General features: G+C 72.7%; 18 protein-coding genes and 1 pseudogene. 12 read left to right on the forward strand and 7 right to left on the reverse strand.

Annotated features, from left to right (window positions below; genetic code table 11):
* Positions 1–502 precede the first annotated feature (502 nt).
* Together RI578_RS25915 and RI578_RS25920 are read right to left on the reverse strand one after the other, a co-directional pair.
* Entirely contained in the window at positions 503–2,824 is a 2,322-nt protein-coding gene (locus RI578_RS25915) for a heavy metal translocating P-type ATPase (RefSeq protein WP_310873322.1), read from the reverse strand.
* Between the two features lie 129 nt (positions 2,825–2,953).
* A complete protein-coding gene (locus tag RI578_RS25920; RefSeq protein WP_310873323.1) occupies positions 2,954–3,193 on the reverse strand; it encodes a heavy-metal-associated domain-containing protein in 240 nt (79 codons plus the stop codon).
* 158 nt (positions 3,194–3,351) lie between these two features.
* On the opposite strand from RI578_RS25920, the gene RI578_RS25925 reads away from it, so the two are divergent.
* On the forward strand, positions 3,352–4,389 hold the full coding sequence (locus RI578_RS25925; RefSeq protein WP_310873324.1) for a zinc-dependent alcohol dehydrogenase family protein: 1,038 nt from the start codon (positions 3,352–3,354) through the stop codon (positions 4,387–4,389).
* On the opposite strand, the gene RI578_RS25930 is transcribed toward RI578_RS25925, so the two are convergent.
* Together RI578_RS25930 and RI578_RS25935 are read right to left on the reverse strand one after the other, a co-directional pair.
* The gene (locus RI578_RS25930; protein WP_310873325.1) at positions 4,376–4,978 is read right to left on the reverse strand and encodes a GNAT family protein; all 603 of its coding nucleotides are present in this window, start codon (positions 4,976–4,978) and stop codon (positions 4,376–4,378) included. The two genes, RI578_RS25925 and RI578_RS25930, sit on opposite strands and share 14 nt — an antisense overlap.
* 50 nt (positions 4,979–5,028) lie before the next feature.
* The gene (locus RI578_RS25935; RefSeq protein ID WP_073723204.1) at positions 5,029–5,220 is read right to left on the reverse strand and encodes an AlpA family transcriptional regulator; all 192 of its coding nucleotides are present in this window, start codon (positions 5,218–5,220) and stop codon (positions 5,029–5,031) included.
* 478 nt (positions 5,221–5,698) lie between these two features.
* Here RI578_RS25935 and RI578_RS42730 point away from each other — a divergent pair.
* Both RI578_RS42730 and mmsA read left to right on the forward strand, forming a co-directional pair.
* Positions 5,699–5,801, forward strand: a pseudogene (locus RI578_RS42730) (5-deoxy-glucuronate isomerase); the annotation flags it as partial.
* A 223-nt stretch (positions 5,802–6,024) separates the two neighbouring features.
* The gene (gene mmsA / locus RI578_RS25945; RefSeq protein ID WP_310873326.1) at positions 6,025–7,527 is read left to right on the forward strand and encodes a CoA-acylating methylmalonate-semialdehyde dehydrogenase; all 1,503 of its coding nucleotides are present in this window, start codon (positions 6,025–6,027) and stop codon (positions 7,525–7,527) included.
* Between the two features lie 66 nt (positions 7,528–7,593).
* Here mmsA and RI578_RS25950 read toward each other — a convergent pair whose 3' ends face one another.
* On the reverse strand, positions 7,594–8,457 hold the full coding sequence (locus RI578_RS25950) for a hypothetical protein (RefSeq protein WP_310873327.1): 864 nt from the start codon (positions 8,455–8,457) through the stop codon (positions 7,594–7,596).
* 345 nt (positions 8,458–8,802) lie between these two features.
* Between RI578_RS25950 and RI578_RS25955 the strand changes: the two genes are divergently transcribed.
* The 5 genes from RI578_RS25955 to RI578_RS25975 all read left to right on the forward strand — a co-directional run bounded on the left by RI578_RS25955 (position 8,803) and on the right by RI578_RS25975 (position 17,904).
* Positions 8,803–10,236 carry an APC family permease gene (locus tag RI578_RS25955; RefSeq protein WP_310873328.1) on the forward strand — a complete coding sequence of 478 codons (1,434 nt, stop codon included), beginning with the start codon at positions 8,803–8,805 and terminating at the stop codon, positions 10,234–10,236.
* A 162-nt stretch (positions 10,237–10,398) separates the two neighbouring features.
* Complete coding sequence (locus RI578_RS25960; protein ID WP_310873329.1) at positions 10,399–13,050, forward strand: alpha/beta fold hydrolase; 2,652 nt, start codon at positions 10,399–10,401, stop codon at positions 13,048–13,050.
* On the forward strand, positions 13,047–13,928 hold the full coding sequence (locus RI578_RS25965) for an ABC transporter permease (RefSeq protein ID WP_310873330.1): 882 nt from the start codon (positions 13,047–13,049) through the stop codon (positions 13,926–13,928). Before RI578_RS25960 ends, RI578_RS25965 begins: the two co-directional genes overlap by 4 nt.
* Positions 13,929–14,297: 369 nt before the next feature.
* A complete protein-coding gene (locus RI578_RS25970) occupies positions 14,298–15,875 on the forward strand; it encodes a von Willebrand factor type A domain-containing protein (RefSeq protein WP_310873331.1) in 1,578 nt (525 codons plus the stop codon).
* Between the two features lie 100 nt (positions 15,876–15,975).
* On the forward strand, positions 15,976–17,904 hold the full coding sequence (locus tag RI578_RS25975) for an AMP-binding protein (protein WP_310873332.1): 1,929 nt from the start codon (positions 15,976–15,978) through the stop codon (positions 17,902–17,904).
* A gap of 68 nt (positions 17,905–17,972) precedes the next feature.
* On the opposite strand, the gene rdlB is transcribed toward RI578_RS25975, so the two are convergent.
* Positions 17,973–18,365, reverse strand: a complete 393-nt coding sequence (gene rdlB, locus RI578_RS25980; RefSeq protein WP_210964599.1) for a rodlin RdlB — start codon at positions 18,363–18,365, stop codon at positions 17,973–17,975.
* 261 nt (positions 18,366–18,626) lie between these two features.
* Between rdlB and rdlA the strand changes: the two genes are divergently transcribed.
* From rdlA to RI578_RS25995, 3 genes are all read left to right on the forward strand, one after another.
* A complete protein-coding gene (gene rdlA / locus RI578_RS25985) occupies positions 18,627–19,019 on the forward strand; it encodes a rodlin RdlA (protein ID WP_310873333.1) in 393 nt (130 codons plus the stop codon).
* A 289-nt stretch (positions 19,020–19,308) separates the two neighbouring features.
* Positions 19,309–19,536, forward strand: coding sequence for a chaplin ChpD (chpD, locus tag RI578_RS25990; RefSeq protein WP_272591258.1), 228 nt, complete (start codon positions 19,309–19,311; stop codon positions 19,534–19,536).
* A gap of 127 nt (positions 19,537–19,663) precedes the next feature.
* Positions 19,664–20,470 carry a chaplin gene (locus RI578_RS25995; protein WP_310873334.1) on the forward strand — a complete coding sequence of 269 codons (807 nt, stop codon included), beginning with the start codon at positions 19,664–19,666 and terminating at the stop codon, positions 20,468–20,470.
* Between the two features lie 81 nt (positions 20,471–20,551).
* Here the strand turns inward: RI578_RS25995 and RI578_RS26000 are convergent, their stop codons facing one another.
* On the reverse strand, positions 20,552–21,850 hold the full coding sequence (locus RI578_RS26000; RefSeq protein WP_310873335.1) for an ATP-grasp domain-containing protein: 1,299 nt from the start codon (positions 21,848–21,850) through the stop codon (positions 20,552–20,554).
* A 145-nt stretch (positions 21,851–21,995) separates the two neighbouring features.
* On the opposite strand from RI578_RS26000, the gene RI578_RS26005 reads away from it, so the two are divergent.
* Positions 21,996–23,225: a glycosyl hydrolase gene (locus tag RI578_RS26005; protein ID WP_310873336.1), complete on the forward strand. Its 1,230-nt coding sequence runs from the start codon at positions 21,996–21,998 to the stop codon at positions 23,223–23,225.
* Positions 23,226–23,235: the final 10 nt, after the last annotated feature.

Genomic DNA, 23,235 nt, shown 5'->3' on the forward strand with positions numbered 1-23,235 from the left:
TTCCCATGCCCCGGTGCGGATTCCCCCCACGGGATCCGGCCGGGCGTATGTGAGGACAGCGCCTGAATCGCTGTACTGAGCACAACGAGCAAAACCCGTCGCGCCTGTGGTGCTTGTCGTGCGGTCGTACTCGTCATGCGGTCGTGCTCGTCGTGCGGTCTGCCGGGACAGCGCACGCCCGGGAGGGCCGCTCAAAGCTTCCCGGTGTACGTGTCCCGGCAACGCAGCTCTGGGAAAGTCCCCCAAGACATCCCCAGATGCCAGGTGGCGCCCCCCAAGACGCTGCCTGACATCGCCAACTTAGACCTTCGAACCCCTTCGATGGTTACGTTCGCATCACTGTGATCTGCGTCTCTTGCATATGTCCGTTAGGTGCGCAAGAGCCCCGTTACGTCGAACGGGACCCAAGCGTAAGGAAGATGCGCGAGCCTTGTGAAGAGCTTATGTGAGGCGAGTGCCGGACTCCAGAGGCGCCGGCCCTCGACCTGCGGGAAATGCGCGCTCAGTGAAAGGCCCGGAGCCGCAGGCTGTTGGTGACCACGAACACCGAGGAGAAGGCCATCGCCGCCCCCGCGATCATCGGGTTGAGCATCCCGGCGGCGGCCAGCGGCAGCGCGGCCACGTTGTAGCCGAAGGCCCACACGAGGTTGCCCTTGATCGTGGAGAGGGTGCGCCGGGAGAGCCGGATCGCGTCCGCGGCCACCCGCAGGTCACCGCGCACCAGCGTCAGGTCGCCCGCCTCGATCGCCGCGTCCGTCCCCGTGCCCATCGCCAGACCCAGATCGGCGACGGCGAGCGCGGCCGCGTCGTTGACGCCGTCCCCGACCATGGCGACCGTACGGCCCTCGGCCCGCAGCCGTTCCACCACGGCGACCTTGTCCTCGGGCAGCACCTCGGCGATCACCTCGTCGATGCCGACCGCTCCGGCGACCGCCTCGGCGACGCGCCTGTTGTCGCCGGTCAGCAACACGGGGGTGAGGCCCAGCCGGCGCAGCTCGGCCACCGCCTCGGCGCTGGTCTCCTTCACCGCGTCCGCCACGGAGACGACCCCGCGCGCCACGCCGTCCCAGCCGACCACGACGGCCGTACGACCGTCCCTCTCGGCCTCTTCCCTGGCGCGGGCGACCCCGGGCGGGAGAGCGTCGTAGAGGCGCCCCACGGCCACCTCGCGGCCCTCGACGCGTGCGCGTACGCCGCGCCCGGGGACGTTCTCGAAGTTCTCGGCGTCCGGCAGCGCGCCGACCCTCCCCCACTCTCGGCTTCGCTCGAGCGGGGGGACCCCCATCTCGGCACCGGCCGCGATCGCGCGGGCCACGGGGTGCTCGGAGGCGTGCTCGACGGCGCCCGCGAGCCGCAGCACCTCCGCCTCGTCGGTGCCCTCGGCGGCGTGCACGTCGTGGAGGGTCATGCGGCCGGTGGTGACGGTGCCGGTCTTGTCGAGGACGACCGTGTCGACGCGCCGCGTGGACTCCAGTACTTCCGGTCCCTTGATGAGGATGCCGAGCTGGGCGCCGCGGCCCGTGCCGACCATCAGCGCGGTCGGCGTGGCCAGGCCCAGTGCGCACGGGCAGGCGATGATCAGTACGGCCACGGCGGCCGTGAACGCGGCGACCGTGTCACCGGTGGCACCCAGCCACCCGCCGAAGGTGGCGACCGCGATCAGCAGCACGACCGGCACGAAGACGCCGGAGATCCGGTCGGCGAGCCGCTGCACCTCGGCCTTGCCGCTCTGCGCGTCCTCGACCAGCTTCGCCATCCGCGCCAGCTGGGTGTCCGCGCCGACCCGGGTGGCCTCGACGACCAGGCGGCCGCCGGCGTTGACCGTGGCGCCGGTGACGGCGTCCCCGGCCGTCACGTCCACCGGCACCGACTCGCCGGTCAGCATCGAGGCGTCCACGGCGGAGGCGCCCTCGGTCACCGTCCCGTCGGTGGCGATCTTCTCGCCGGGCCGTACGACGAACCGGTCGCCGACCGCCAGCCGGGCCACCGGAATCCGCACCTCGCGCCCGTCCCGCAGCACGGCGACGTCCTTGGCGCCCAGCTCCATCAGCGCCCGCAGCGCGGCGCCGGCGCTGCGCTTGGAGCGCGCCTCCAGCCAGCGGCCGAGGAGAAGGAAGGCGGTGACCCCGGCGGCGGCCTCCAGATAGATCGCGGAGGCCCCGTCGGTGCGGGATACGGTGAGGTCGAAGCCGTGCCGCATGCCCGGCATGCCGGCGTCCCCGAAGAACAGCGCCCACAGCGACCAGCCGAACGCCGCGAGGGTGCCGAGCGAGACCAGCGTGTCCATGGTGGCCGCGCCGTGCCGGACGTTCGTCCAGGCGGCGCGGTGGAAGGGCAGACCGCCCCAGACGACGACGGGCGCGGCCAGGGTGAGCGAGAGCCACTGCCAGTTGTCGAACTGGAGCGCCGGGACCATCGCGAGCAGCACGACGGGGGCGGCGAGGAGGACGGAGACGACGAGGCGCCCGCGCAGGGCGGTCAGCTCGGGGTCGGCGCCGGTGCCCTCCGGGGGCTCCGCCTCGTCGGTGGGCTCCGGCGGCGGCGCGGGCTCCTCGGCGGTGTACCCGGTCTTGACGACGGTGGCGATCAGGTCGGCGACCCCGGTGGCCGCCGGGTAGGAGATCCGGGCCTTCTCCGTCGCGTAGTTCACCGTGGCGGTGACGCCGTCCATGCGGTTGAGCTTCTTCTCCACGCGGGCCGCGCACGAGGCGCAGGTCATCCCGCCGATGAGCAGCTCGACCTCGGCGAGGTCCGGCTCGGCGGCCGGGGCGGTCTCCGGGGTGGTGGTGGAGGCCGTGGTGCTGGACGCGGTGGTGCTGGTCATGGGCCGGACTCCAGACGGCCGGCCGGGCCGTGCGCGGGCCCGGCCGGAGGGGCTGTGGATGCTGCGGGGATTGCTGAGAGCGCTGGGAGCGCTGGGGCGGTAGTTGGGGCGCGCTCGTGGCGCCGTGACTCAGGCCCGGCCGACGAGCTCGAAGCCCGCCTCGTCCACGGCGGCGCGCACGTCCGCGTCGTCCAGGGGCGCCCCGGAGACGACGGTGACCTCGCCGGTCGAGGCGACGGCCTGCACCGAGCCGACGCCGGCGATCTCGGAGATCTCGCCGGAGACGGCGCCCTCGCAGTGTCCGCAGCTCATTCCGCTCACCTTGTAGACGGTGGTGACGGAGCCCTGGGTGTCGGTCTGGGCGGTCATGTCGTTACTCCTCGTCGGGGCGTTCATGGGCGGGTACCCGTGGTCCAGCGTGGACCACTCACCTCCCACTGTACCCCTAGGGGGTATGAGCCCCGCACCGTCTGCCGTGAGATGGGGGACCGGAAGCGGGAACGCCGGTACGGAAGTGAGGGTGACGGATGCGCGCGGTCGTGTTCGAGCGGTTCGGGGAGCCCGCCGAGGTACGGGAGGCGCCCGACCCGGAGCCCGCGCCGCACGGCGTCGTGGTGCGCGTCGAGGCGACCGGGCTGTGCCGCAGCGACTGGCACGGCTGGCAGGGCCACGACCCGGACATCGAGCTGCCGCACGTGCCCGGTCACGAACTCGCCGGTGTCGTGGAAGCGGTCGGCGACCGGGTGGGCGGGTGGCGGCCCGGCGACCGCGTGACCGTGCCGTTCGTCTGCGCCTGCGGGAGCTGCGGGGCGTGTGCGGCGGGCGACCAGCAGGTGTGCGAACGGCAGAGCCAGCCCGGCTTCACCCACTGGGGCTCGTTCGCCGAGTACGTGGCCCTCGACCACGCCGACGTCAACCTCGTCGCCGTACCCGAGGGCATGGCGTACGCGACGGCCGCCTCCCTCGGCTGCCGGTTCGCCACGGCGTTCCGGGCCGTGGTGCAGCAGGGGCGCCTCGCGGCGGGGGAGTGGGTCGCGGTGCACGGCTGCGGCGGCGTCGGCCTGTCGGCCGTGATGATCGCGGCGGCCGCGGGCGCGCGGGTCGTCGCCGTGGACGTGTCGCCCCGGGCGCTGGAGCTGGCGCGCGCGTTCGGCGCGGCGGAGTGCGTGGACGCGGCCCGGACGCCGGACACGGCGGCGGCGGTCCGCGACCTCACCGGCGGCGGCGCCCACCTCTCCCTCGACGCCCTCGGCTCGCCCGTCACCTGCGCCGCGTCCGTGAACGGCCTGCGCCGCCGCGGCCGGCACGTCCAGGTCGGGCTGCTGCCCTCGCCGGACGGCACCACACCGGTGCCGATGGCCCGAGCCGTCGCCCTGGAGCTGGAACTCCTCGGCAGCCACGGGATGGCCGCGCACACCTACCCGCCGATGCTGGAACTGGTCCGCACGGGAGCGCTCCGGCCCGACCTGCTGGTGACGTCCACCATCGGGCTGGACGAGGTCCCGGCCGCACTGGCCGCGATGGGGACGGCGCCCGGCGCCGGGGTGACGGTCATCGAGCCGTGACGCCGGCCCCGGGGCGTGAGCTGCCGGTGCGGGGGTGCCCGCGGTGGGCGGCCCACTGGTGGTCGAGGACGGCCATCAGCACCTCGTCCACCCACGCGCCGTCGCGCCACTCCACCTCGCGCCGGACCCCCTCCGTCACGAACCCGACCTTCTCGTAGACCCGCAGGGCCCGGTGGTTGTAGGCGTAGGCGTCCAACTGGATCCGGTGCAGCCCGAGTTCCTCGAAGCCGTACCCGACGATCAGCCGGGTCGCCTCGGTGCCGATCCCGCGGCCACGGCCCCGCGGGCCGATCAGGGTGCGGAAGGTGCAGGTGCGGCTCTCGGGCTCCCACTCGTTGAGTACGACCTCGCCGAGGAGTCCGCCGTCGACGGGATCGGTGACCGCCAGGTCGAGCCGGTCGGGCTGCTTGCCGCGGGAGCCGTACCAGGTGCGGAGCAGCTCCGGGGTGAGTTCGTGTCCCGGCGGGCCGGTGAAGCGCTCGACCTCGGGGTCGTTGATGATCTCCCACATCTGCTCGGCGTCGGCCTCGGTGAACGGTCGCAGTACGGTCCTGTCGCCGGTCAGGACGGGTTTGACGGAGAAGTCCATGGACTGCACTGTGCCCCACCCTTCAGCGGGGCACAGAACGATTTTCCGGCCTATCGCTTCCGGTTGCGGGGCCGGGACGCCACCCAGGCCCGGACCGTGTCCGCGTACCAGTAGGGCTTCCCGCCCTCCACGTGGTCGGGCGGGGGGAGCAGCCCGTGCTTGCGGTACGACCGCACGGTGTCCGGCTGGACCCGGATGTGGGCCGCGATGTCCTTGTAGGACCAGAGCCTTCGGTCGGTCACTAGTTGCACCTCCCTGCGCGCGCCGCGGCGGCGACCGGGGACGGCCGCCGGGGGGAGCCGGGCGCTGCGCTGGCGATCACCAAGCCTGTGCGGGGTGAACGACGTGGAGCGGTGGACGGTCAGGGGCCGTTCCCGGGTGTGACGGAAGGCCCGCCCGCCCGTGACATGTGTGACACGAAGGGCGTCTTTGTGACAGGAGTGCCGCAAAGGGATACGCCGGATCCCAGGCGCGGCGCGTTGACTTCGGGGGCCCGGGGAGTCCCCTGCGCGCGGGCGCGCCGCCACCCGGACCATGTCGTCGGCCATGTCGTCCGAATGTCCGGACAAAACATTGACAGGCCGCACGCGCGGGGCTAGAAACCGGGGGGAGACGCAACGGCGGGCAGGCAACGACGGGCACGAAGGGGAACGCGATGGCGCACGACCCGATCGCCGGGGCCCAAGTCCCGTCCCGCCGTCGCCGGTTCTCCCCCCCAACGCCTCCGGCGCGGGAAGGCCGCTTCGCCCTGGCAGGAGCGAAGTCCGAGCGCCGACTCCCCGCTCGCACCGGCCCCGCGCCGGAGGTCTCCGCGTCCCGTCGCCGTGCGAATCGCCCGACACTGCCCCACGTGTCTACGCGGACACCCAAACCGCATACAGAGTGTCGGGCGCGCCCGGAGCGCCCGGCTGCTGGGATGGACCCATGGCAGTGACCGCGACCCGAACGTCGCAGACCGCGACCCGATCGTCGCCGGTCACGGCCCGTGAGCTGGACCAACGGCACGTCTCGACCCGTCGCCGCCATCTGTGAAGGAGTTCTCGGTCATGACGAACATCGTCAACCACTGGATCGGCGGCAAGACCGCCGAAGGCGCCTCGGGCACGTACGGGCCGGTGACCAACCCGGCCACCGGCGCGGTCACCACGAAGGTCGCCTTCGCCTCCGTCGACGAGGTGGACGCCGCCGTCGCCGCCGCCAAGGACGCGTACCTGACCTGGGGGCAGTCCTCGCTGGCGCAGCGCACCTCGATCCTCTTCAAGTTCCGGGCGCTGCTGGACGCGCACCGCGACGAGATCGCCGAGCTGATCACCGCCGAGCACGGCAAGGTGCACTCCGACGCGCTCGGCGAGGTCGCGCGCGGCTTGGAGATCGTCGACCTGGCCTGCGGCATCACCGTGCAGCTCAAGGGCGAGCTGTCGACGCAGGTCGCCACCCGCGTCGACGTGTCCTCGATCCGGCAGCCGCTCGGCGTGGTCGCCGGCATCACGCCGTTCAACTTCCCGGCGATGGTGCCGATGTGGATGTTCCCCATCGCCATCGCCTGCGGCAACACCTTCGTGCTCAAGCCGAGCGAGAAGGACCCGTCGGCCGCGATGAAGATCGCCGAGCTGTTCTCCGAGGCCGGTCTGCCGGACGGCGTCTTCAACGTCGTGCACGGTGACAAGGTGGCCGTGGACCGCCTCCTTGAGCACCCGGACGTCAAGGCGGTCTCGTTCGTCGGCTCGACGCCGATCGCCCGCTACATCCACACCACCGCCTCCGCGAACGGCAAGCGCGTGCAGGCGCTCGGCGGCGCCAAGAACCACATGCTGGTGCTGCCGGACGCCGACCTCGACGCGGCGGCCGACGCCGCGGTGAGCGCGGCCTACGGCTCGGCCGGCGAGCGCTGCATGGCGATCTCCGCGGTCGTCGCCGTCGGCGCCGTCGGCGACGAGCTGGTGGAGAAGATCCGCGAGCGCGCCGAGAAGATCAAGATCGGTCCCGGCGACGACCCGGCGTCGGAGATGGGTCCCCTCATCACCGCGGCGCACCGCGACAAGGTGGCGTCCTACGTCGAGGGCGCGGCGGCCGAGGGCTGCGAGGTCGTCCTGGACGGCACCGGACACACGGTCGACGGCCACGAGGACGGCCACTGGATCGGCATCTCCCTGCTGGACCGGGTGCCGACCACGGCGAAGGCCTACCAGGACGAGATCTTCGGCCCGGTCCTGTGCGTGCTGCGCGCCGAGACCTACGAGGAGGGCATCGCGCTGATCAACGCCTCCCCCTTCGGCAACGGCACCGCGATCTTCACCCGGGACGGCGGCGCGGCCCGCCGCTTCCAGCTGGAGGTCGAGGCCGGCATGGTCGGAGTGAACGTCCCGATCCCGGTCCCCGTGGGCTACCACTCCTTCGGCGGCTGGAAGGACTCGCTCTTCGGCGACCACCACATCTACGGCAACGACGGCACGCACTTCTACACCCGCGGCAAGGTCGTCACCACCCGCTGGCCGGACCCGGCCGACGGCCCGGCCGGCGTGGACCTGGGCTTCCCGCGCAACCACTGAGACGCGGCCGCCCGCGACGCACGGTGCCTCCGTCCCACCCGGTGGGACGGAGGCACCGTGCGTGTCTCAGCCCTGCTGCACTCCGGAGTTCTTCACTTCCTCCGTGAGGTCGCCGGTCTGCTCGGCGGGCGGGGCCACGATCTCCTTGGTGGCGCCGAACTTGTCGAAGTCCATGGTGACCTCCATGGCGCCGAACTCCTGCTTCAGGCGCACCGGCAGGTCCTTGTCGCCCACCCAGATGTCCATGGTGATCGAGCTGCCGCCAGTGGCGGAGTTGAGCAGGCTGTCGGCGCCGCTGAAGGCCTCCTTGAACTTGCCCATGTCCTCCTGGTCGAGCACGGCCCGGTAGTGGGTCGTGGACTTGCCGTTGACGGTCTCCTTGCCGAGGTCGTCGACGTCGCTCGCGTACTTGAGGCCCTTCATGGAGTCCGCCGGGCTGGCACCGCCGCCGCCCCCGCTCATCGCGGCGGCACCCGACTCGCCGAACACGGCCGACCCGTCGATCTTCATCCACTCCTTGCCCGCGAGCGGGCCGGCGGGCTGGGGGTCGATGTCGTAGTAGTAGGCGCCGTCCACGAACAGGGTGCGCACCGTCGGGGAGTCCGTGAGCTCCTGCATCTGCGCGGCCTCGGTGTCCATCTCGACGTCGAGCGCGTAGCCGTCGCCCCAGGAGTAGGTGCCGTCCATGGAGACCGGCTCACCGGTGCCCAGGTCGGTCGTCGTCCTGACCTCGGCGGAGCCCAGCTCCTCGGTCCGGTCGGTGGCCCGCGAGAGCGCGGCCATGATCGTGTCGGCCTTGCTCACGGCCGTGTCGGCCGCCTTGTCGGCGCTCTCGGCGGCCGTCTTGGCGCCCTCCGAGCCGCACGCGGTCGCCGCGACCATCGCCGCCGCCGTGAGCCCCACCCAGGCAGCGGTGTATGTCAGCTTCATGAGTCCCCACCCGTTGCTGTGTTCCTGTGATTCACCTGTGCCGAGGACTCTACCGGCCCCCACCGACACCGTCCGGATACCGGACGACGGAACGTTTTTTTGCCCCGTTCCCTACGGTTCCCGTACGCCTCAAGGGGCCCTAGCGGGAAGGGGCCTGATGCCGTTTTCGAGTGCTCCTGCGACTTCGATCGACGAATTCCGTAGGTAAACAGCCATTGACGCATCGGTTTTCGTCGGGATTCCATCATGCGTCGGGAGCGGACGAGAAACGACGTACGACCAAGCCTCCGGAGGCGATAGCGCTCCCGCCCGAATCACGTCGCACGAGTCGATCGGAACCGCTCCATGACCGACACGCTCCGCCCCGTCGAGACCGGCGAGACCGTCGCCGCGGCGCCCCCGGACCTCCCGGCCCCGCCGGAGTCCCGGACGCTCAAACGTTCCATCGGGGTCGTCGGCGGCACTCTCCTGACGCTCTCGTGCGTGACCCCCGCCTCCACGCTCTTCGTGGTCGTCCCCGACCTGTTCGGCTCGCTCGGCACCGCCACCGCCCTGACCATCGCCATCGGCTCCCTGATCTGTATCGCCGTGGCGTTCTGCTACTCGGAGCTGGGCACCCTCATCCCCAGCGCGGGCGGCGAGTACGCCATGGTCTCGACGATGGCCGGACGACTGGCGGGCTGGCTGGTCTTCGTGCTCTCCCTGCTGGTTGTCATGATCGTGCCGCCGGTGATCGCCATGGGCACCGCCGACTACCTCGAACCGGTCGTGCACCTCGACCCGTCCCTGGCGGGCGCCGGTGTCATGGTGCTCGCGACCCTCGCCGGCCTGCTCGACCTGCGCGCCAACGCCTGGATCACCGGCGTCTTCCTGGTCCTGGAGGTCATCGCCGCGGCCGTCGTCGCGGTGCTGGGCTTCGCCCACGCCGAGCGCGGGCCGGGCAGCCTCGCCTCCATGGAGGTGGCCGGCGCGGACGGCGGCACCGACCCCGTGACCGCCGTGCTGGTCGTCTCCGGCCTCGCCATCGCCCTGTTCGTCACCCAGGGCTTCTCCACCGCCGTCTACCTCTCCGAGGAACTGGAGAACCCGCGCCGCAACGTCGCCCGCACGGTGCTCGCCACCCTCGGCATCTCCGCCGTGATCATCCTGGTCCCGGTCGTCGCCATCACCCTCGGCGCCTCCGACCTCGCGGAGCTGACCGGCGGCGACATCGGCGCCATGGTCACCGCCTGGTCCAACTCCGCCGTCGGCACCTTCGTCAGCCTCTGCGTGGCCCTCGCCATCGTCAACGCCGGCATCGTGATGGTCATCCAGAACTCGCGCGTCCTGTTCGCCTCGGCCCGCGACAAGGCCTGGCCCGCGCCGGTGAACACCCTCTTCGCCAAGCTCGGCCGGTTCGGCTCCCCGTGGGTCGCCACCCTCGCCGTCGGCGTGCCCGGCGCCGTGCTGTGCTTCGTCGACCTGGACACCCTGTACGGCGTCACGGGCGTCTCCGTCACCGGCATGTACCTGCTCGTCGCGGTCGCCGCGCTGCTCGCCCGCCGGGGCTCCCACCGGCACGCCCGCGCGTGGCGGATGCCGCTGTGGCCCGTGCTGCCGGTCCTGCTGATCGCCGTCCTCGCCTACGTCCTGACCCAGCAGGAGACGAGCCACCTGCTGTGGACCGGCGGCATCACCGCCGTCGCCACCCTGTACTGGGCCCTGTACCTGCGCCCGCATCGCGACACACGCTGGCTGGTCACCGTCCCGGAGGACGTCCGGGAGCCCGCCGGGCCGTAAACCGGCGATCGGCCGTGACCGGCGGTCCCGGAGCCCGTTCGGCGCGCAACCGGCCCTACCGCGCCCGTGGTACGCCGCACCGGCGCCGTACTTCCGTGGGAGGGGCGGCGGTTCAGCCCCCGGGCTGCCCCCGTTGTCGGCGGCGGCCCGTACCGTTGACGCATGGATCTTCGACTGCCCCGCGTGCGAGGGCTGCTACGGGGGCCGCGGCGGATGCTCGCCGCCGCGGCCGCCGTCGTCGTACTCGCCGGTGCCGGGACATGGACGGCCGTCGCCGGCGACGACGCGCCCTCGGTGCGACGCACCGACCGGGTCATGGCCGTGGGCGAGGGGGTTCGCCTGGACACCTCCTACTTCACCGCGGGCCCCGGCGGCGACCGCCCGGCCGTCCTGCTCGCGCACGGCTTCGGCGGCAGCAAGGCCGACGTACGGGAGCAGGCGGAGAGCCTCGCACGGGACGGGTACGCGGTCCTGACCTGGTCGGCGCGCGGCTTCGGGAAGTCCACGGGGAAGATCGGACTGAACTCGCCGGACGGCGAGGTCGCCGACGTGTCCCGGCTGATCGACTGGCTGGCGAAGCAGCCGCAGATCCGGCTGGACGAGAAGGGCGACCCGCGGGTGGGCGTCGCCGGCGGCTCCTACGGCGGCGCGGTCGCGCTGCTGGCCGCCGGACACGACCAGCGGGTCGACGCCATCGCCCCCGCCATAACGTACTGGAACCTCTCGGACGCCCTCTTCCCGAACGGCGTCTTCAAGAAACTGTGGGCCGGCCTCTTCGTCAACCTGGGCGGCGGCTGCGACCGGTTCGAGGACCAGCTCTGCCGCATGTACCAGCGAGTCGCCGAGTCCGGGCAGCCGGACCCGGAGGCCGTGGAACTCCTCGACCGACGCAGCCCGCAGGCCGTCGGCGACCGCATCGACGTGCCCACGCTGCTGATGCAGGGCCAGACCGACTCCCTGTTCCCGCTCGGCCAGGCCGACCGGGCCGCGCAGGCGATCCGTGCCAACGGCGCCCCGGTGGCCGTCGACTGGATCTCGGGCGGCCACGACGGCGGCGACCTGGAGACGGACCGGGTCCAGGCCCGCGTCGGGGCGTGGTTCGACCGCTATCTGAAGGGCGACGAGTCGGCCGGCACCGGCCCCGGCTTCCGCGTCAGCCGCACCCTCGGCTCCGGCAGCGGTGACGGCGAACCCCGACTGGAGGGCGTGAGCGCCGACTCCTACCCCGGCCTGGGCGGCGAGCCCCGCGCGATCGAACTGCGCGGACGCGAGCAGAGCTTCGACAACCCGGCCGGCGCCAGCCCGCCCGCCGTCTCCGCACTGCCCGGAATTGGAGGCTCCGGCGGTCTGTCCCAGCTCTCCTCGCTCGGACTCGGCGTCTCCCTGGACTTCCCCGGCCAGTTCGCCGCCTTCGAGTCGGCGCCGGTCCGGGAGGACCTGCAGATCACCGGCTCCCCGACCGCGACCGTCCACGTGAAGTCCACCCGCGACGAGGCCGTGCTCTTCGCCAAGGTCTACGACGTCGCCCCCGGCGGCGCCCAGCAGGTGCTCCCCTCCCAACTGGTCACACCCATCAGGGTGGCGGACGCCGGAGCGGGCAAGGACGTGAGGATCACCCTGCCGGCCGTCGACCACGAGATCGAGAGCGGCCACCGGCTGCGCCTGGTCCTGTCCTCCACCGACCTCGGCTACGCCTCACCGGCCGCCCCCGCCACGTATACCGTCTCCCTCAAGGGCGACCTGAAGGTGCCGACGGCACTCGGCGGGACCGGACAGGTGGCCGGGCTGCCCGCCTGGGTCTGGTGGGCGCCCCTCGCGGGAGCCGCCGTCGCCGCGGCCCTGCTGCTGACCGCCCGCCGCCGCACCACGGCCCCGCCGCCCGACCCCGCGCTGGCCGAGGTACCGCTCCAGATCACGGACCTCAGCAAGCGGTACGCCAAGTCCACCGACCGGTACGCCGTCCGGGACCTGTCGTTCCGGGTGGAGAAGGGCCAGGTACTGGGCCTGCTCGGGCCGAACGGCGCGGGCAAGACGACGACCCTGCGCATGCTGATGGGCCTGATCGCGCCGGACGGCGGCGACATCCGCGTCTTCGGCCACGCCATCGCGCCCGGCGCCCCCGTGCTCTCCCGCGTCGGCGCCTTCGTCGAGGGCGCGGGCTTCCTGCCGCACCTGTCCGGCCGCGAGAACCTGGAGCTGTACTGGCGGGCCACCGGCCGCCCGCCCGAGGACGCCCACCTCGACGAGGCCCTGGAGATCGCCGGCCTCGGCGACGCGCTCGCCCGCGCGGTGCGCACCTACTCCCAGGGCATGCGCCAGCGCCTCGCCATCGCCCAGGCCATGCTGGGCCTGCCCGACCTGCTGATCCTGGACGAGCCGACCAACGGACTGGACCCGCCGCAGATCCGCGAGATGCGCGAGGTGATGATCCGCTACGCGGCGGCCGGCCGCACGGTGATCATCTCCAGCCACCTGCTGGCCGAGGTCGAGCAGACCTGCACCCACCTGGTCGTCATGGACCACGGCAGGCTCGTCCAGGCCGGCCCGGTCGGCGAGATCGTCGGCTCCGGCGACACGCTGCTCGTGGGCACCTCCGCGCGCGTGGACGCGCCCCTCGTCGAGAAGGTCGCCGCCCTGCCGGGCGTGGCCTCCGCGGCCGCCACCGACGGCGGTCTGCTGGTCCGGCTCGACAGCGGGGGAGCGGCCCGGGACCTGATCGCCGAACTCGTACGCCTGGACGTGCCCGTGGAGTCGGTGGGCCCCCACCGGCGCCTCGAGGACGCCTTCCTCACCCTGATCGGAGACCCGGCATGAGCACGCTCGCCGAAGGCGCCGCGCCCGCCGGCCCCCAGGAGGTCGCCGACGGCTACCGCGCGGGCCGCACGCTGCCCGTGCGGGTCGAGCTGGTCCGGCAGCTGAAGCGGCGCCGCACGCTCGTCATGGGCGGCATCCTGTTCGCCCTGCCGTTCGTCCTGCTCGTCGCCTTCCGGATCGGCGGCGAGCCGGGCGGCGCGAACAACCAGATCAGCCTGATGGACTCGGCCACCGCGTCCGGGGCCAACTTCGCCGCGGTGAACCTCTTCGCCTCCGCGGGCTTCCTCCTCGTCGTGCCCGTCGCCCTGTTCTTCGGGGACACGGTCGCCTCGGAGGCGGGCTGGTCGTCCCTGCGCTATCTGCTCGCGGCGCCGGTACCCCGCGCCCGCCTGCTGTGGTCCAAGCTGGTCGTCGCCCTCACCCTCAGCCTGGCCGCGATCGTCCTGCTGCCGCTGGTCGCGCTCGCCGTCGGCTCGGTCGCCTACGGCTGGGGGCCGCTGGAGCTGCCCACCGGCGGCAGCCTGCCCACCGGCACCGCGGCCGAGCGCCTGGCCATCACGGTGGCGTACGTCTTCGTCTCGCAACTGGTCACCGCCGCCCTGGCGTTCTGGCTCTCCACCAAGACGGACGCGCCGCTCGGCGCGGTCGGCGGCGCGGTCGGCCTGACCATCATCGGCAACGTCCTGGACGAGGTGACCGCCCTCGGCGACTGGCGCGACTTCCTGCCCGCGCACTGGCAGTACGCCTGGCTCGACACGGTCCGCCCCGAGCTGGACTGGACCCGCCTGATCCAGGGCACGTCGCTGTCGGTGACGTACGCGCTCGTGCTGTTCGCCCTGGCCTTCCGGGGGTTCGCCCGCAAGGACATCGTGTCCTAGGGCCTGTCTGACAATTCCCGCCTGCCTCGCGACGCCATGCACGCACTCTCGCCGCACCGGGCGCAGAGCCGAGTACATCCAGTACGAGGCTCTACGCCCGGCACGCCGAGAGCACGCACCTGACGCCGCGAGGCCGCCCTCCGGGCGACGACGGGAATTGTCAGACAGGCCCTAGCGACCGGGCCCGGAGAGCGGGGACTTGGGCCCCGAGACCTCGCCCGGGTCACCGGAGGATCACCCACCGGTCTCGACGGCCCGCCGCCGTGCCCACTTCGAGACGCACCCGTAACGCCCCGTGCCGCACGTTCCGCCCCGCCGCGCCGTCACAGTCACGTACACCGGCGTCAACGGGACCAGGGGGCACGGAAGATGAAGCGGTACCGGACACGAAGGCCGATCGGCGCGCTGCTCGCGCTCACGGCGGCGGGCGGCCTGCTGCTCACCGGCTGCACGGGCGGGGGCGACGCGGATCAGGGGACGAAGGAGTCCGCGGCCGACTCCCGGGGCGACTCGGCCCCGATGCCCGCGCCCGACCGCCCCAGGGGCGAGGGCGAACAGCGCTACGACGGCGGCACGGCGACCGGGGAAGCCGGGGACACCGGGGGCTCCCCCGAGATCGCCCCGGACCCCGACCACCTCTCCACCTTCGCGCTGGACGTCGACACCGCCTCCTACGGCTACGCCCGCCGCACCCTCTCCGAGGGCCGGCTGCCCGACCCGTCGACGGTCCGGCCCGAGGAGTTCGTCAACAGCTTCCGCCAGGACTACGACCGCCCCGACGGCGACGGCTTCACGGTGACCGTGGACGGCGCCCGCACCGACGAGGAGGACTGGTCACTGGTCCGCGTGGGCCTGGCCACCCGGAGCGCCGAGCAGGAGGGCGAACGCCCGCCCGCCGCCCTGACGTTCGTCATCGACATCTCCGGCTCCATGGCCGAACCCGGCCGGCTCGACCTCGCCAAGGAGTCCCTCGGCACGATGACCGACCGCCTGCGCGACGACGACTCGGTCGCGATCGTCACCTTCAGCGACGAGGCCGAGACCGTGCTGCCGATGACCCGGCTCGGCGACCGCCGCGGCCGGGTCCACGACGCCATCGACAGCCTGGAGCCGACCGACTCCACCAACCTCGGCGCGGGCGTCGAGACCGGCTACGACACCGCCGTCGAGGGCCGCCGCGAGGGCGCCACCAACCGCGTCGTCCTCGTCTCCGACGCCCTGGCCAACACCGGCGACACCGACGCGGACGCCATCCTCGAACGCATCGCGGACGAGCGCCGCGAGCACGGCATCACCCTCTTCGGCGTCGGCGTCGGCAGCGACTACGGCGACGCCCTGATGGAACGCCTCGCCGACAAGGGCGACGGCCACACCGCGTACGTGTCGGACACCGAGGACGCCCGCGAGGTCTTCAGTGAGCAACTCCCGCGCCACATCGAGCTGACCGCCCGCGACGCCAAGGCCCAGGTCGCCTTCGACCCCGAGACGGTCGCCGAGTTCCGTCTCGTCGGCTACGACAACCGACAGGTCGCCGACGAGGACTTCCGCGACGACCGCGTCGACGGCGGCGAGGTCGGCCCCGGCCACACGGTCACCGCCCTGTACGCCGTCCGCGTCCGGCCCGGCGCCGACGGCCACCTCGCCACGGCCACCGTCCGCTGGCTCGACCCCCGCACCCGCGCCCCGCACGAGGAGTCCGGCGACGTGGAGACCGGCGCCCTCGCCGACTCGGTCTGGGGCGCGGACCGCGGCCTGCGGGTCACGGCGACGGCCGCCTACTTCGCCGACGCGCTGCGCGCCCCGTACGACGGCGACGGCGGCGCCCTGCCCGGCGCACCGCGCCTCGGCGAACTCGCCGAACGTGCCGGCGCGCTGGCCGACCGCACGGAGGACCCGGACGTCGGGCAGCTCGCCGAGGCGGTGCGGCAGGCCGACCGGCTGACCTGAGCCGCACCCGTTGACCCCTTACGCACAAGTAAGTTTACTCTCAAGTAAGTAACGGGAAGAGGCAGCGCAACACCACTCCGATCCGCGACCGGGAGCCGACATGGGCGTACGCAGGGACCTGAAACGGGCGAAACAGCGCGGCGGCCTGGCGTCCCGCACCCGGACCGAAACGGTCCGGGACGCGGACGGCACCGTCCGCGAGGCCCGCACCGCGCCCCTCGCGCCCCGGCCCACCACCGGCAGCACCGCAGACATCCCGTTCACCAACGCGGCCGAGGCCCCCGACGCGGTGGTCCTGCGCCGCGAGGTGAACGGCGTCTGGCGGCCCGTCACGGCGGCGGAGTTCGCCCACGAGGTGACCGCCGTGGCCAAGGGCCTGATCGCCGCCGGCCTGGAACCCGGCGGGCGGGTCGCCGTCATGTCCCGCACCCGCTACGAGTGGACGGTCCTGGACTTCGCGATCTGGGCGGCCGGCGGCCAGACCGTCCCCGTCTACGCCACCTCCTCCGCCGACCAGGTCGAATGGATCGTCCGCGACTCCGGCGCCCGCCACGTCGTCACCGAGACCGCCGCCAACACCGCCACCGTCCTGACCGGCACCGCCGACCACCCCGAGGGCCCGCGCGCCTGGGAACTCGACGCCGGCGCGCTCGCCGACCTCACCGCCCTCGGCAGGGGCGTGAGCGACGAGGAGGTCACCAAGCGCCGCACCGCCCTGACCCCGGACACGGTGGCGACCCTCTGCTACACCTCCGGCACCACCGGACGCCCCAAGGGCTGCGTCCTCACCCACGCCAACCTGCACGCCGAGGCCGCCAACACGGTCGAGCTGCTGCACCCGATCTTCAAGGAGGTCACCGGCCAGACCGCCTCGACCCTCCTCTTCCTGCCCCTCGCCCACATCCTCGGCCGCACCATCCAGATCGCCTGTCTGCTGGCCCGCATCGAGATCGGCCACTTCCCGAGCATCAAGCCCGACGAGCTGCGCCCCGCGCTGAAGACGTTCCGCCCGACCTTCCTGGTCGGCGTCCCGTACCTCTTCGAGAAGATCCACGACACGGGCCGCGCGACCGCCGAGAAGATCGGCCGCGGCGCCTCCTTCGACCGCGCCCACCACCTCGCCGTCCGCTTCGGCGCCGCCCACCTGGAGCGTTTCCTCGGCGGCGGCAAGGGCCCCGGCCCCGCCCTGTGGGCCGGCTGGGCCCTGTACGACCTGCTGGTCTACCGCAGGGTCCGGGCGGAACTGGGCGGCCGGATGCGCTACGCCATCAGCGGCGGCTCCCCGCTCGACCACGACCTCAACCTGTTCTTCTACGCCGCCGGAATCATGGTCTACGAGGGCTACGGCCTGACCGAGACCACCGCCGCCGCCACCGTCATCCCGCCGCTCGGCCCCCGCCCCGGGACCGTCGGCCCGCCGATCCCCGGCACATCCGTCCGCATCGCCGACGACGGCGAGGTGCTCATCAAGGGCGGCATCGTCTTCGGCGCCTACCGGAACAACCCGGAGGCCACCGCCGCCGCCCTCACCGACGGCTGGTTCGCCACCGGCGACCTCGGCTCCCTCGACGCCGACGGCTACCTCACCATCACCGGCCGCAAGAAGGACCTCCTGGTCACCTCCGGCGGCAAGAACGTCTCCCCGGCCGTCCTGGAGGACCGCCTGCGCAGCCGCCCGCCCGTCGCCCAGTGCCTCGTCGTCGGCGACAACCGCCCCTTCGTCGCCGCCCTGGTCACCCTCGACCCGGACGCCGTCGCCCACTGGCTGTCGGTCCGGGGGCTGCCCGCCGACACCCCGATGTCCGAGGTCGTACGGGACGAGCGGATCCGCGCCGACGTCCAGAAGGCCGTCGACCACGCCAACGCGGCCGTCTCCCGGGCCGAGTCGATCCGCGCCTTCCGGCTCGTCGAGGGCGAGTTCACCGAGGAGAACGGGCTGCTGACCCCGTCGCTGAAGGTGAAACGGCACGCGGCGGTGGCGGCGTACGCGGACGAGATCGAGGCGCTCTACGCGGCGCCGGGGAGCTGAGCGGGACGGCGAGGGCATGCGAAAGGGGCGGGCCGCCGATGCGCTCGGCGGCCCGCCCCCGGCCGATGTCAGCCCTCGCCGTTGGAGGACAGGATCGAGACGTCCTCCAGGAGGTGCGCCAGCGCACCGTCACGCTTGCTCTGCGTGGAGTTCTCGGCGCACTGCTGGGTCAGTTCGTCCGACAGGATCGGAACGTCCTGGATCGGCACCAGGCCGATGACGCTGACCGGGATGTCGCTGACCGCGATGCACGGCTTGTTGAACGACCCCTGGATGAGCGCCATCTGCGGGCTCATGTTGCCGTGGGTCGCCGAGTTGCCGAAGTACTGCGAGGCGCCGTTTCCGTTGGCCGAGACGGGCCCGCTGTCGTCGCCGATCGCCATCGCCTGCGGAGCCGCGGCAGCGGAGGCGCCCATGACGGAGGCGGCGATCGCCGCGTAGGCAACTACCTTCTTGATCACTGGCCAGTCCTTTCTGAGGAAACCCCGTCGACCGGAGCGCTCTGGTCAACTCCATGGGTGCAGTCGGGTTTCTCCCGTTCACTCCGACGGCGGACAACGGGAAATGTGTGCGGGCCGGCGTTTCCCTGCGGATTCCTGCGGCTTTTTCAGGAGTTTTGAGATCCCGTGCGGGCCAACCGGGTGAACGCCCGCAACCAATCACTCCGCACCGGGTTGATGAGGCCGTAGGACAGTGCGTCGCTACGACGAAAGGAACGCGAAGTGCTCAAGAAGGCAATGGTCGCCGCGGCGGCTGCCGCTTCTGTGATCGGCATGTCCGCTGCTGCCGCGCCCCAGGCCCTGGCCATCGGGGACGACAACGGGCCGGCCGTGGCCAACGGCAACGGCGCCTCGTCGTCATTCGGCAACTCGGCGACCGACGGCGACATGAGCCCGCAGCTGTCGCTGGTCGAGGGCACGCTGAACAAGCCGTGCGTCGGCCTCGAGGACATCAACGTCGCCGTCATCAACATCGTGCCGATCCAGGACGTGCCGATCCTGTCGGACGACCTGGCCCAGCAGTGCGCGGACAACTCCACGCAGGCCAAGCGGGACGGTGCGATCTCGCACGTCCTGGAGGACCTGGCGGTGCTGTCGGCGAACGGCGAGGGCTGAGCCCCATCCCGCCCAGCCCGGGCGGCCCGCTGACTTCCCCGTGGGCCGCCCGGTCACATCCGGTCCGGGGTTTTCGCCGGGCGAGCGGAACGACGTCGTCGCTCTCCTGAAGGTACGGCCGTAACGGCTTGTGGGGCATACGAGTGAATTTCTCGGGGTCCCACGTTCGGTAGTTTCTCCGGCCGTCAATTCCTCGTTTGCAGGCTGCAGGTCATGGTGCGAGCCGTCAATGCTGTGCTCGCGCGGTTTCGGCCGTCATTCAGGCATGACCGCAGAGAAGGGAAAGTTCATGAAGAAGAGCGCTGCTGTCGTCGCGGGCGCGATCATGGCCCTCGGCATGGCCGCCCCGGCCTTCGCCGACGCGGGCGCCGAGGGTGCCGCCGTAGGCTCCCCGGGTGTCCTGTCCGGCAACGTCGTCCAGGTCCCCGTGCACGTTCCCGTCAACGTGTGCGGCAACACCGTGAACGTCGTTGGTCTGCTGAACCCGGCGTTCGGCAACGTGTGCGTGAACGACTGACGTCGTTCCGTACCAGCCGTTCGGCTGCGTCACGGCCGGCCTTGGCCAACTCGTTTGGTTCAGGGCCGGCTTTTTCCCTTTCCGCAGCCGTTCTCCAGCCACCTCTACCAGCAGGAAGACAACTAGAGTGCGACAGACCCTGAGCAGGGGGATGGTCGCGGCAGCCGCCGCGACGGGCATCCTTTCCCTGTGCGGCAGCCCCGCCCTTGCCGACTCGCATGCGGACGGGGCCGCCAAGAACTCGCCGGGCGTCGCGTCCGGCAACGCCGTCCAGGTGCCGGTCGACGTGCCGGTGAACGCCTGCGGCAACACCGTCGACGTGGTCGCCGCGCTGAACCCCGCCTTCGGCAACGAGTGCGAGAACAGCTCGGACGAGCAGACCGGCGGCTCCGTGAAGCACGGGGCGCCCCACGGTGACGACGGTTCGGCCCCGGACGGCGGGTACGGCGGTGAGTACGGCGAGGACGTCCGCGTCCCGTCCGGCGCCTCCGCGGACGGCGCGGCCGTGGGCTCGCCCGGTGTCGGCTCCGGCAACGACGCGCAGGTGCCGGTCGACGTGCCGGTGAACCTCTGCGGCAACACCGTCGACGTGATCGCCGCGCTCAACCCGGTCTTCGGCAACTCCTGCGACAACCAGGCGGAGGAGCCCCCGGGCTACGGCGAGGAGGAGCCGCCGCCGCCCACGACGCCGCCGACCGACGAGGAGAAGCCGCCGCCCGCCGAGGAAGAGGAGCCCCCGCCGTCCGGCGAGGAGGAGCCCCCGCCGCCCGCCGGCGAGAAGGAGACCCCGCCGGCCCCCCAGGTGGAGCAGCCGCCCGTCCTCGCGGAGACCGGCAGCGAGGCCGCGATGCCGGCCGCCGCGGCCGCCGGTGCCGCGCTGATCGCCGGCGGCGCGATCCTGTACCGACGGGCCCGCGTCGCCTCCCGCCGCTGACCCCGGCTCCCGCCGCCCCCACGCCCCCGGCCGACCCCGCACGGTCCGCCGGGGGCGTTGTGGTGCCCGCGCGGCAGCCGGTCAGCGGCTGCCCGCCCTGTCGTCGTCCGGGCGGTCGGAGCGGTCGGAGCGGTCCGGGGAGGGGGAGGTCGCCTGGCGCACCACGCGGGCGCGGGCCGGTGCCCCCCTGCGCGGGCGGCCGTCCTTGCGGCGCAGGCGGTCCAGCAGGCGTGCGCTCACGTGGCGCCCCCACAGGGTCCACAGGGCCCGGCCGGGCGCCCGGTCGTCCGGGGCGTGCCAGGCCAGCTCGCGTCCGCCGGGGGCCGGGCGCAGGGCGCTCAGCGGCGCGTAGTTCTCCACCACGAAAGCCCGCCCCGGCTGCGGCGCCCCGTCCGGCAGCGCGCGGTGGGTCAGGTCCAGGTGCAGGGCGCGTACGACGTCCAGCCCGGCGGTGTCGGTGAACAGCCGGAACTGGGCGCCGGGACGCGGGTTGAAGTCGAGCAGGTGATAGCGGCCCGTCGTACCGCAGCGACGGAAGTCGAGGTCGAGGATGCCCCGGTAGCCCAGCTCGCCGGTGATCCGCTCGGCCAGGGCCTGCACCTGCGGGTTCGGCGTCCAGCGGCCGACCGCCGTCAGTCCGGCGCCACGCGGCCTGGCGCGCGTCTTGCGGCCGGGGCCGCCCGCCCGCACCGCGCCGGTGCGGTCGGCGTACCCGTGGAAGAACCAGTCGCGGTCCGGCCCCGGCGGCAGGAACGCCTGGAGCAGCAGCCGGCTGCCCGCCTCCTCGGCCCGCCGGTACAGCTCCCCGGCCTCCCGCGCCGAACGCACCAGCACGGTGCTGCGCAGCCCGCCGCCCGGAGGCACCAGCCAGGGCCGGCTCCACTTCGCCACCACCGGCAGTCCCAGCCGCCAGGCGGCACGGGCGGCCTCGGCCGGGCCGTCCGGGACCAGGGTCTCGGGGTGCGGCACGTCCAGGGACGCGCACACGCCGGCCAGCTCCGCCTTGTCGGCCACGCGTTCGGGCAGCGCGCCCGGCAGGTCGGGCAGCAGGTACGCGGGCGCCAGCTCCGCCCGCAGCCGCCCCACCGCGACGGCACACGCGTCGTCCATCGGGATCAGCACGGCGGGACGCGCGATCCGCGCGGCGACGCGGCGCAGGACCACCGCGATGTCGGCGGGCGACGCGCCGGGCGGCGGGGGAGTGTGCAGCCCGCTCACATAGCGGGAGGCGCGGACCGGGCTCTGCGCGCAGTCGGCGACCACGTGCACGTCCACCCCCGCGCGGCCGAGCGAACGCACGGCACCCAGCGTTCCGTGGTGAAAGGGATTCCGGTCGGTCCGCAGCAGAACGGCGGGGACGCGGGTGTCGAACAGCGACACGGGATTCTTCCTTCGCATTCGATTCGGGTCACCGGTGCGGGCGATCGGCGCACTCGAAAGCCGTAGCGGCGGTGGCGTGATGGCATTTCATATGACTGAGTGTCAGTAAGCAGTGAGAAATTCGGGGCGACGAAAGGAGCCGGTAATGGCCGTACGGCAGTCACGGACCCGGTCCAGGCGGTCGGCGCGCGCCGCGGCGGTGGTCGCGGCGGCGGCGCTCCTGGCCGCGATCCCCCAAGTCGCCGTCGGCGAACCGGTCCCGCCCGCGCCGGCCCCACCCGCACCGGCCCCCGCGGTTCCCGACCGGAAGCCCGGTGCCGCTCCCGCGTTCGGCGCGTACCTGGACTACGGCCCGCGCGGCGTGGCCCGGATGGCGCAGCTCAGCCACTGGCTGGGCGGCGCCGAACTGCGCGTCGGCCACACCTACCTGCCCGGCGACCTGTGGAGCAACATCGAGGGCGCCCCCGGCTTCCTCGACGTGTGGGCCGACTGGCGCACCCGCGAGGCCGACCGGATGTTCGTCCTCAACGTGCCCATGATGGAGCGCAACGAGGAGGGCGTCGACGACGACGAGGTCCGCGAACTGCTGCGCCAGGGCGCCGCCGGACGCTTCGACCACCACTTCAGGGCCCTCGCCGAACGGCTGGTCGAACTGAACGTCCCGGACACGGTCCTCGTGCTCGGCTGGGAGATGAACGGCACCACGTACACCCATCGGTGCGGACCGGACCCGGAGGCCTGGAAGACGTACTGGAACAGGATCGTCACCACCATGCGTTCGGTGCCGGGCCAGAAGTTCCGGTTCGACTTCACCCCGAGCCGCGGCCGGGACGCCATTCCCTGGACCCGGTGTTATCCGGGGGACGCCACGGTCGACATCATCGGCATGGATTCGTACGACCAGCCACGCGGAATGGCGTTCGACGAACAGGTGAAGGAACCGTACGGACTTCAGGCGCACGTCGATTTCGCCAAGGCCCACGGGAAGCCCATCTCCTATCCCGAATGGGGGCTCTTCCGCAACGGTGACAACGCCGAGTACATGCGGCGCATGCTCGCGTGGATGGACGAGCACAAACCCGTGTACAACACGCTCACCGACTACTGCCCGCACGGTGTGTGGCAGTGCGACGACAACCCCCGGTCCACCGCGGTCTACCGGTCCGTGCTCTTCGGCCGCACCGACGAGCCGGACACCACGGTGCCGGAGCCGGCCACGCCCACCGTGCCCACCGCACCGCCCGTGCCCGCGGTGCCGCCCACCGCGCCCCGGCCGTCGGCCGACTGCTCGCCGCTTGAGCTCGGCGACTGGGTCGAGTACTGGCTCGGCGGGAAGCTCTGCATGCGCCTCGACTGGTACTCGCGCAACAAGTAGCCGCCGACGG

This window comes from Streptomyces sp. BB1-1-1 (genome assembly GCF_031597775.1).
In the GTDB taxonomy this organism is placed as follows: domain Bacteria; phylum Actinomycetota; class Actinomycetes; order Streptomycetales; family Streptomycetaceae; genus Streptomyces; species Streptomyces thinghirensis.